The sequence below is a fragment of the Deltaproteobacteria bacterium genome (assembly GCA_009692615.1).
In the GTDB taxonomy this organism is placed as follows: Bacteria; Desulfobacterota; Binatia; order UBA9968; family UBA9968; genus DP-20.
In genome coordinates, this window is record SHYW01000156.1 from 1 (window position 1) to 9,172 (window position 9,172).

The following is a 9,172-nucleotide window of genomic DNA, read 5'->3' on the forward strand; positions in this document are numbered from 1 at the left end:
TCGCTATCGCGCTCACACTGGCGCTCTCAGGCGGTAACAACTTTGCAACTACTCTGTTCTTCAATGTCTCTGCGTAACGTGCCATATTTATTCCTTATGCCCCAAAGTTAAAGATCATAACAAGGCGACAACTAGTCTGACACGGGGGGGCGGAGCAGTTAGGAGTTGACGTGCGGGGCAATCTAATTTAGCTTGTAGGCACACGAAGTAAGATTGATCGGCAGTGGCCGGCGTCTGACTTTTTTGTGAAGAGGACTCTCATGTGCGGGATTATCCCGTGCCGGCGAGTCCTCTTTTTTTTGAGCTGAGAGTCAAGTTTTCAATTTGGGTGATTGTACCTAGAAAGGAGAACCGGACATGCTGTGCACCTTAAAATTGGCGGCGGAAGAACTCGATTGCTCGCATGAGCATATCAGGCGGCAAGTTAGAACGGGGCGCTGGCCTTTCTATCGAATCGGCGAGCGCGCCATCCGAATCGATCCAGAAGAAATAAAAGCGCTAGTCCACGTCAACAAGAATGACGCCAGGTTAAAGACGCTGGACGCAAAACCATAAATAGCAACGCCTCGTCCGGCAATTCTGCTGGAAGAGGCGTAGCGAAACAACATCGGCGCGCCTGGCTGTGGCGGCGGGGCGCGGCGAACTTACGGAGGCACAACAATGACAACGCCAACTTATCCCACCCGAGTAAACCCAGCAAGACGCAGAGAACGCCCTCGTTGTCGGCACTGGGACGGCCCTTTTTGGCGCCCCTGGAATATCGAAGAAGTCACCGAATGTCCGACGTTCGAGGCCACGCGCAGCGACGACGGCATTTCGCTTTACTTCACGTGTCCATGCTGCCGCGTAGTCAACTCTCATGGGGCAGTCGGGCCGCGCCATGGCGAAGGCAACGGGCATCGCGGCCAGCACTGCCCATGCTGGGCGCGCGGCTATGTCATCGTGGAAACCGGGCCGGACTTTGAGGCCCGCGACAGGCCGGGGTTTGAAAGGCGACGAGCAAAGACAGGCGTCGTGTCTGTCTCAGCGCTAGAGCGCCTCGCGGCGATGGCGCCAGCAAAAAGGGGGGCGCCGCAATGAAACAAGAAAAAGAGACAAGCGCGCTAGTTCTTACCGCCGATGAATTTGCGCATCTTTGGAACGATAGCGTGTTCAGCACAACCGGTGACGCCAAGATTCTGCATGATTTTTTTCGCGATCTCATGGTGCGCGAGCGGCTCCATCACGGCACTTATTGGTTGATCGATTGCGCCTTGTTTGCCGGCGCTATCAAGCGATACCAGCCGAAGCCGGCGGGACATCTAAGCTCGGCCAAGTCTCGCGACGAATTGCAACAAGTTTCCGCTTTGATCGGGAAAATCAAAGCGTCGCCTTTCGGGTTTGTGCTTAATACTCAGGCCGACGAGTTGATGAACCTAGCTAACGCGCCGCTAACCGATGCCGCCCTGGCGGCGAAACTTACTCACCCTTTTCTCGAATCCGGTGATGCAAAAACATTCGTTGCAGGCTTAACCCTACTCGATCAATTCGCCGCTACCAGAGCGAAGTACCACGTTGAAACGTTTTTTGCCGACGTGTTGGCGGGCTGGTTTAGAAAAACGCTGAACAAGCCGCGCCGGGATTTGGTTTGTCGAATAATCGGCATGTGTTTCTACGGCGACGCGGCCAAGGGGAAGTCGATAAATACGCTCGACGAAGCTTGTCGCGAGCACCGGGCAAAATTTAAGCGGTGGCGCCGAGCAGTAAGTGCTTGGCTTTCAGCCGCCGCGAAGCACCGTGTTGCGAGTTTGCCGGCCTGAGAGCAACGCTTTTCCAGAAAGCCCGGCCTTCGCTTATTCTGGTACTTTTTTAACCGTCTTTATGCGCCGTGTCGCTCGCCCCAGCGCGGCCGCGCGGCTACTGTTGAACCATGATGCAAAACACCCACGACGCCCCGCCCTGCGATCGGCGTGTGAATCTACTTCGCGCCGATGAAGTCGCCGAAATTTTAAAGATGCAACCCGGCACCGTTTACACCCTGGCACGACGCGGCGCCTTGCCGTTCGTCCGAATAGGGCGGACGATTCGATTCGACGCCGACGAAGTGCGGCGCTTGTTAAAGGGCTTGCCGCCTGCTGCCGCGATTGAGCAAGCCGGAGCGAAGGTGTCGCGATGAATTTCGACAAGGCCGAAATCGAGCGCACGCTAAAACTTTTCTTTGAGCCCGGCGAGGTTCGGGAAATGCGTGTGCCGGAAACAAAGCGCGATGGCACCGTCAGCGGCTATTTCGATTCTGACCATTTGGCCGAGGGTACAAAAGCAGCCGCGCAATGGAGCGGCCAAGCACCCGGCGTCTATATTTTGCCCAACCCGTGCAAATCCGAGCTTCACGCCCGCGCGTACAATTGCGTAAAAACGCACGTAAAAAAACCACGTCGGGCGATGACATCCAGCGTCGGTGTTGGATGCTAATAGACTTAGACGCCAAGCGTGCATCGGGCATCAGCTCGACGAACGACGAGCACGAAGCGGCGTTGGCGGTAGGGCGCCGTTGCTATGATTACTTAATAGAGTTTGGCTTTCCCGTCGATTCGCTCGTGTCCGCCGACAGCGGCAACGGCGCGCATATCGACGTTCGCGTCGAACTGCCGAACGATGACGAGGCAACGCGGTTGGTAAAAAAATGCCTTGAAACACTCGCGCTAAAATTCGACAATGACATGGTTAAGGTTGATCGCGGCGTGTACGACGCGAACCGGCCCTTAAAACTCTACGGCACCTTGGCGGCAAAAGGCGATTCACCCCCCGACCGCCCGCATCGCATCGCGCGGCTTCTCATCGTCCCTGAAAGCGTCACCCCCACGCCTCGTGAAGTGCTTGAGAAACTGGCCGCGCTTGCGCCCGAAGCGCCAAAACATCAGCCGAGAGGCGACAATAAGAATCAACCTTCTTTTAACCTCGACGATTTCATCGCTCGCCACGAGATTGCCATTAAGTCCACAAAGCAATGGAACGATTGGCAGTTGCACATCCTGGAGGCCTGCCCATTCAATTCCGAGCACAACCACGGCGAGGTAAATATTGGCCAGCACTCAGACGGGGCGTTGAGTTTCAAGTGTAAACACGACAGTTGCGCCGATAAGAAGTGGAAAGATTACCGCGACATTTTCGAGCCCAACCGGGCAAGTGAACGCGGGGGCGACGCGAGGCCCAACCAGGGGGACAAGCTCATCGAGATCGCCCTTCAGGGCGGCGCGGAACTATTCCACACTTCGACCGACGAAGCCCATATTTCTTTTCCAATGAATGGCCATCGTGAAAACTGGCCAGTCCGTTCACGGGCGACGCGGAGTTGGTTGATTCAAATTTTCTACCAACAAACCGGCAAAGCGCCGAGCAACGAAGCAACTCAAACCGCTTTAAATCTGCTCGAAGCGAAAGCCCGGTTCGACGGCGAGACGCATGACGTACATCTGCGAACCGCGTGGTGCGGGGCTTCGTTATACTACGATCTGTGCGACGAAAAATGGCGCGCTGTAGAAATTTTCGCAAACGGCTGGCGAATTGTCGATAAGCCGCCAGTGCGATTTATTCGGCACCGGCACATGAGGGCTCAGGCCGATCCCGAAAGCGGCGGTAATCTTGACGACCTGTTCAAGTTTATCAATGTGAAAGACGGCACGGATCGCAAACTTTTGCGCGCGTGGATCGGCGCCGGACTAAATCCTAATATCCCGCGTCCCGCCTTGGTGCTGCACGGCGATCAAGGCGCCGGTAAATCGACGATTGCAAAACGGCTGCGAGAGTTGATCGATCCATCCGGCATGTCGATGCTGCGCGGTAAAGATGAAAGCGAAATCGTGCAGGGGCTTTCCCATCATTATTGCGCGATCTTCGACAACCTAACAACAGTCGGCGATTGGTTTAGCGATCTGCTTTGCCGGGCCGTCACTGGGGAAGGCTTTACCAAGCGCCAGCTCTATACCGATGGCGAAGATATTTTATTCGCGTACCAGCGCCTAGTTATCCTCACGGGAATCGGCCTTTCTGTAACCAAGCCGGACTTGCTAGATCGCTCGCTGATCGTTGCCGTCGAACGAATCCCCGACGACATACGGCGGCGCGAGCGCGAGTTGGACGTTGAATTTCAACAAGCCAAGCCGGCGCTGTTCGGCGCGCTTCTCGATAATCTGGCCGGCGCGATCAGAGTCTACGACAACATGAAGTTTACCGCGCTGCCGAGAATGGCGGATTTTGCCGCCTGGGCGATGGCCGCTGAGTTAGGCGCAGGGCGCGATCCCGCCGCATTTCGAGATACCTACACGATCAACGTCTCGCGTCAGAACGAAGAAGCCATCGAAGCGTCGGTTGTTGCAACAACCTTATTTGCCGCAATCGACGATGGCGCGGAATGGAAAGGATCGGCGAGCGAGCTTTTCGCCGTGCTCAAAGCAAAGGCCGAGGAGCTGAAAGTCCCAGCAAAATCCTTTCCCGGCTCGGCGTCGGCCTTGGGACGCCAGCTGCGCGAGATTAAACCCAACCTTGTAGCCGGGGAGTGGACTATCGAATTCGCGAAAACAGGAAAACGGCTAATTACCATCACCAGAAAAACGCCGGAATATGCCGTCAATGCCGTCTTGCCGTCCGAAACAGCGTCGAGTTTGGACAGTAAAGACAGCATGGACAGTAATAACGGCAGTTTTCAAAGTTTTTCTGCCTGCGATCCATGGAATGAAGCACCCGCCGAGGAGGAATGAAGATGCACAAACCGGACGCTGTCCCCGAAATTCAGTGCCCCTGCGGACACAAATTTAAGCCGTTCCGCCGCTTCGTTATCCCCGCCGACATCGAAGCGCTGGCCAAAGCCCTAGAACTGCCCGCCGAAGCCGTAACCCAAATGCTGAGTAGGGGTGAGACCCCCCAGCGCCGCGCGGTGGACAAAAACGGCAGGCGCTACGGGCCAGTTCTGGTGTTCCTAGACGATGCCCTTCGCGCATTGCGCGAGGTTCACAGCGACGCCCAAAAGGCACCCAAAAGACGCACCGTAGTCGTCCCCAAGGTGCAACACGAACGATGAAAAATAATATCGCACGACGGGAACTTTACTGGGTGTGCGACATTGCCGCGTTGACTGGCCGGTCCAAGCGCCAAGTTTATCGTTGGCGTAAGGCCGGCTTATTAAACGGGCACTATCGCCGACGCGGTGCCGCCTTGGAGCTTATCTTCACAGCCGACGACGTTGACAAATTTCTCGACCATTTCTTGAGCCCCTACGAACTCGAATCCGATCAAAATTTGGAGGGATTACTTTCGCTGCTGAGAAAGCGCGCCGCCAAAGCGAGGGCGTCGGCGATGGCGAAACGTTACGGACGGTGAAGTGACTATGAACGAAACATCACCTGCCCTTCTCGCGGACGCTTTCGCTGCGATGCTCAAACCGACCATCGAGCAAGCGGTCGAGGTATAGAGTGGACCTTCCAGAAATTCTTACCCGCCTGGTAAAGCTGGAAGATGCCTTTCTTGTTGGGCTTCAGGACGTGCGCTCTATCCGTGGCGAAATTCAAAAGCGCGGCGAGCAAAGCGCCACGCTTGAACCGTTGCTTGAGGCGGAAAAGGTCGCGGAAATTCTCGGCGTCGATGTTGGCTACATTTACAGTCAAGCGAGAGCAAACAAGATTCCATCCGTAAAGCTCGGCAAGTATCGCAAGTTTTCCCCCGCGCAGCTAAAAAAGTGGCTCGATCGCAAGAATGGTTCTTGACAATCGCCCCATAGAAAGAATACGTTACGGATACTATGACGGGTCAAGAACTAAGGCGGGCAAGGCGACGATTGCAATTGACGCAGCGCGAACTCGGGGCGCAGTTGGAACTGCATAAAAACACGATTGCGCGCATGGAGCGGGACGAACTCCCGGTGGTCAAGACAACCGAACTTGCCGTTAGATTCCTGCTCGTTAAGGCAGGAGGAAAATCATGAAACGAACCAGAGGTAGCGGCAGCGTGTATCCGCACGGCGCCGTGTACTGGTGCAAGTATTACCTGAACGGGAAACCGCTCAGGGAGAACACGCACTGTAAACAAGAGGCCGACGCCAAGAAGTTTCTTAGACGCAAGCTTGGCCAAATCGCGGTGGGACGATTCACCAGCCCGCAGGTGGAGAAGGTCACGGTGAACGACCTGGCGGAGGATATTCGCAACGACTACAAGGTGAACGGCAAGGCGAGCGGCGATGACTTGGAGTTTCGCTTGAAGCATCTTTTGCCGGTGCTCGGCCATATCCGGGCGCATGAGCTAGGCACCGATGTTATCAAGCAATACGTGGCGCGGCGGTTAGAGGAGAAGGCCAGCAATGCGAGTATTAACCGGGAAATGGCGGCGCTGAAACGGATGTTTAACATTGGCATCCAAGCTGAGAAAATCTACCGCAAGCCCTATATCCCGATGCTGGCCGAGAACAACGTCCGCCGGGGGTTCTTTGAACATGCCGAGTTCGTCGCATTCCGCGCTCAATTCTCGGCTGAACTTCAGCCCCTGTTGACGTTCGCTTATTACACTGGCTGGCGGAAGAGCGAGATTCTAAGCTTGCTCTGGAAGCAGGTAGACGTAGATAACCGGATCGTCAAGCTTGATCCCGGCACGACCAAGAGCGGTGCGGGTAGGACGCTAGTCCTTGATGGCGAGTTGCTGGAATTGATCGAGCAGCAATGGCAGCGGCGCGGGGTGGCCGAGATTCCGAATCAGTCACCGGCGCTGATCTGTGCGTATGTGTTTCACCGGCGCGGTCGGCCTATCAAGGACTTTAGCGAAGCTTGGGATAGGGCTTGTAAGGCTGTCGGGCTGGAAGGACGAATCTTTCACGACTTCCGGCGCACGGCGGTTCGGAACATGGTTCGCGCCGGTGTGCCTGAGCGAGTAGCGATGATGATAAGCGGTCACAAGACGCGCAGCGTGTTTGATCGCTACAATATCGTCAGCGAGGACGATCTAAAGCAGGCGGCGCTCAAGACCTGGACGCACATACAGGCGCAGCCATCGACGAAAAAAGTGGTTTCGATTTCAACCAGGTCAGTCTAATGCGTTTGGGCACAGGACGGGCACAATTCAGGCACAAGGAAGAGCGGGGTATGGTAGGCGCACCGAATAAGTTATTGATTTGTTTGGTGCCGGAGGCGGGACTTGAACCCGCACAGGGTTACCCCTACCGGATTTTGAGTCCGGCGCGTCTGCCATTCCACCACTCCGGCGTGAGGAGCAATGCGGAGCCATATTGATAACCAACAGTTGAGGCGGTTTCAAGAGCGGCGCGGCTGCTGACTGTTAGGTTCGTGGCTCTGCACGCTTGCAGATTCGGAAATTTCTCTCGCAAAGGCGCAAAGGCGCAAAGGCGCAAAGTTAGGAGGGGAGTGTTTGGACGAGTCTCTGCGATCAGGTTCCGAACTTTGCGAGCTTTGCGCCTTTGCGAGAGATACTCCGAATCCCTTCAGAAAAGCAGCTTCCAACATTCTTGAATGGAGCTGACGGCGGCGAGTTTGGGCTGTTTGATATGTTTGAGCTGGGCGACGTTACTTGTTGGCAGGATGCAGCGTTCGAAGCCGAGTTTGCCGGCTTCTTTGACTCTGGTTTCGGCCTGGGCGATGCCGCGGACTTCGCCGGCCAGGCCGACTTCACCGAAGAAGACCGTTTTGGGGTCGAGGGCGGCTTCGCGGCTGCTCGATGCGATGGCGACGATGACGCCCAGGTCCACCGCCGGCTCGTCGACATGGACGCCGCCGGCGACATTCACAAAGATATCTTGGTCGAATAGCTTGGCGCCGAGCTTTTTTTCCAACACCGCGACCAATAAGGCGACGCGATTGTGGTCGACGCCGATGGTGGTGCGCCGGGGCACGGCGAGAAACGACCGGCACACCAGCGCCTGCAATTCGACTAAAATTGGTCTGGTGCCTTCGATGCTGCAAACCACGGCGGAGCCGGGCACTTGCAGCGGCCGTTCCATCAAAAATATTTCTGACGGATTGCTGACCTCGGCGAGGCCGGCCTCTTTCATTTCAAACACGCCGATCTCGTTGGTCGAGCCGAAGCGGTTTTTGACCGCGCGCAGGATTCTGAAACTATGGCCGCGCTCACCTTCGAAATAGAGCACGGTGTCGACCATATGTTCGAGCAGGCGCGGTCCGGCGATGGCGCCGTCCTTGGTGACATGGCCAATGAGGAACGTCGTCAGCCCGGTTTTCTTGGCCAGTACGATAATCGATCCGGAGGTCTCACGTACCTGAGCAATGCTGCCCGGCGCCGATGGAATGGTCGAGGTGAACATGGTTTGCACGGAATCGATCACCAGCAAGCCGGGCTTGATCTTCTTCACTTGTTCGAGGATTCGCTCCAGCGAAGTTTCGCTCAGCACCAGCAGTTTGGGCGAGTCGACGCCCAAGCGCTCGGCGCGCATTTTAATCTGCCGCTGGGATTCCTCGCCGGAAACGTAGAGGCAGGTGAGGCCTTTTTGGCTCACCGCGGCGACCGCCTGGAGTATTAGCGTCGACTTGCCGATGCCGGGGTCGCCGCCGATCAAGATCACCGAGCCCGGCACCAGGCCGCCGCCGAGCACGCGGTCGAACTCGCCGATGCCCGACTGCACCCGGCCTTCCTCCGCCATGTCGATGTCGCCGATGGAGGTGGGTTCTTCCCTGCTGCCGAGGCTCAACTCGCTGCGGCTGGAGGTAGTTTTCTCGAAATGCTCCTCGGCGTAGGTGTTCCATTGATTGCAGTCGGGACATTTGCCCAGCCACTTGGGCGATTGGCTACCGCAATTCTGACAGGCGAAGACGGACTTAGCTTTGGCCATGGTGAGTTTTATAGCAGGAAAGCCCCGGCCATCGCTAGGTTGATAAATGCACCGTTGATGCAATAATTCCCCTTCCATGCGCGCCGACTTTCTCGATTTGGAGTTACAGCAGATCAAAGACGCCGGGCTTTATCGCCAACTGCGCTCGGTGGATGGCGACCAAGGGCCGACGCTCATGCTCGACGGCCGCGAGGTGATCAACTTCTCGTCGAACAATTATCTCGGCATCGCCAATCATCCGGCGCTGGCGGCGGCGGCGAAGAGCGCCATCGACCGGTACGGCTGCGGTTCGGGGGCGTCGCGGCTGATTTCCGGCAACATGACGCTGCACGAGGAATTGGAAGCCAAACT

The 9,172-nt window shown here is 56.5% G+C and carries 12 protein-coding genes and 1 tRNA gene; 11 read left to right on the forward strand and 2 right to left on the reverse strand.

Annotation, left to right across the window (positions count from 1 at the left end):
* The first annotated feature begins 357 nt into the window (after positions 1–357).
* The 10 genes from EXR70_23765 to EXR70_23810 all read left to right on the forward strand — a co-directional run bounded on the left by EXR70_23765 (position 358) and on the right by EXR70_23810 (position 7,053).
* Positions 358–555 (forward strand): DNA-binding protein, encoded by a 198-nt coding sequence (locus tag EXR70_23765; GenBank protein MSP41514.1) that lies wholly within the window; start codon positions 358–360, stop codon positions 553–555.
* A 521-nt stretch (positions 556–1,076) separates the two neighbouring features.
* Entirely contained in the window at positions 1,077–1,799 is a 723-nt protein-coding gene (locus tag EXR70_23770) for a hypothetical protein (protein ID MSP41515.1), read from the forward strand.
* A 113-nt stretch (positions 1,800–1,912) separates the two neighbouring features.
* On the forward strand, positions 1,913–2,155 hold the full coding sequence (locus tag EXR70_23775) for a DNA-binding protein (protein ID MSP41516.1): 243 nt from the start codon (positions 1,913–1,915) through the stop codon (positions 2,153–2,155).
* A complete protein-coding gene (locus EXR70_23780; protein ID MSP41517.1) occupies positions 2,152–2,451 on the forward strand; it encodes a hypothetical protein in 300 nt (99 codons plus the stop codon). Before EXR70_23775 ends, EXR70_23780 begins: the two co-directional genes overlap by 4 nt.
* Positions 2,445–4,736, forward strand: a complete 2,292-nt coding sequence (locus tag EXR70_23785) for an ATP-binding protein (GenBank protein MSP41518.1) — start codon at positions 2,445–2,447, stop codon at positions 4,734–4,736. The genes EXR70_23780 and EXR70_23785 overlap by 7 nt, the downstream gene beginning before the upstream one ends.
* A gap of 2 nt (positions 4,737–4,738) precedes the next feature.
* Positions 4,739–5,056, forward strand: coding sequence for a hypothetical protein (locus EXR70_23790; protein ID MSP41519.1), 318 nt, complete (start codon positions 4,739–4,741; stop codon positions 5,054–5,056).
* On the forward strand, positions 5,053–5,355 hold the full coding sequence (locus tag EXR70_23795) for a hypothetical protein (GenBank protein ID MSP41520.1): 303 nt from the start codon (positions 5,053–5,055) through the stop codon (positions 5,353–5,355). The genes EXR70_23790 and EXR70_23795 overlap by 4 nt, the downstream gene beginning before the upstream one ends.
* Positions 5,356–5,378: 23 nt before the next feature.
* Positions 5,379–5,738: a DNA-binding protein gene (locus EXR70_23800; GenBank protein MSP41521.1), complete on the forward strand. Its 360-nt coding sequence runs from the start codon at positions 5,379–5,381 to the stop codon at positions 5,736–5,738.
* Positions 5,739–5,773: 35 nt separating this feature from the next.
* Entirely contained in the window at positions 5,774–5,956 is a 183-nt protein-coding gene (locus tag EXR70_23805; GenBank protein ID MSP41522.1) for a helix-turn-helix domain-containing protein, read from the forward strand.
* Positions 5,953–7,053, forward strand: a complete 1,101-nt coding sequence (locus EXR70_23810) for a site-specific integrase (protein MSP41523.1) — start codon at positions 5,953–5,955, stop codon at positions 7,051–7,053. Before EXR70_23805 ends, EXR70_23810 begins: the two co-directional genes overlap by 4 nt.
* An 84-nt stretch (positions 7,054–7,137) precedes the next feature.
* Here the strand turns inward: EXR70_23810 and EXR70_23815 are convergent.
* Both EXR70_23815 and radA read right to left on the reverse strand, forming a co-directional pair.
* Positions 7,138–7,223, reverse strand: a tRNA-Leu gene (locus EXR70_23815).
* 236 nt (positions 7,224–7,459) lie between these two features.
* Positions 7,460–8,821, reverse strand: coding sequence for a DNA repair protein RadA (gene radA, locus EXR70_23820; protein ID MSP41524.1), 1,362 nt, complete (start codon positions 8,819–8,821; stop codon positions 7,460–7,462).
* 76 nt (positions 8,822–8,897) lie between these two features.
* On the opposite strand from radA, the gene EXR70_23825 reads away from it, so the two are divergent.
* On the forward strand, positions 8,898–9,172 hold a 275-nt coding region (locus tag EXR70_23825), incomplete at its 3' end, for an aminotransferase class I/II-fold pyridoxal phosphate-dependent enzyme (GenBank protein MSP41525.1).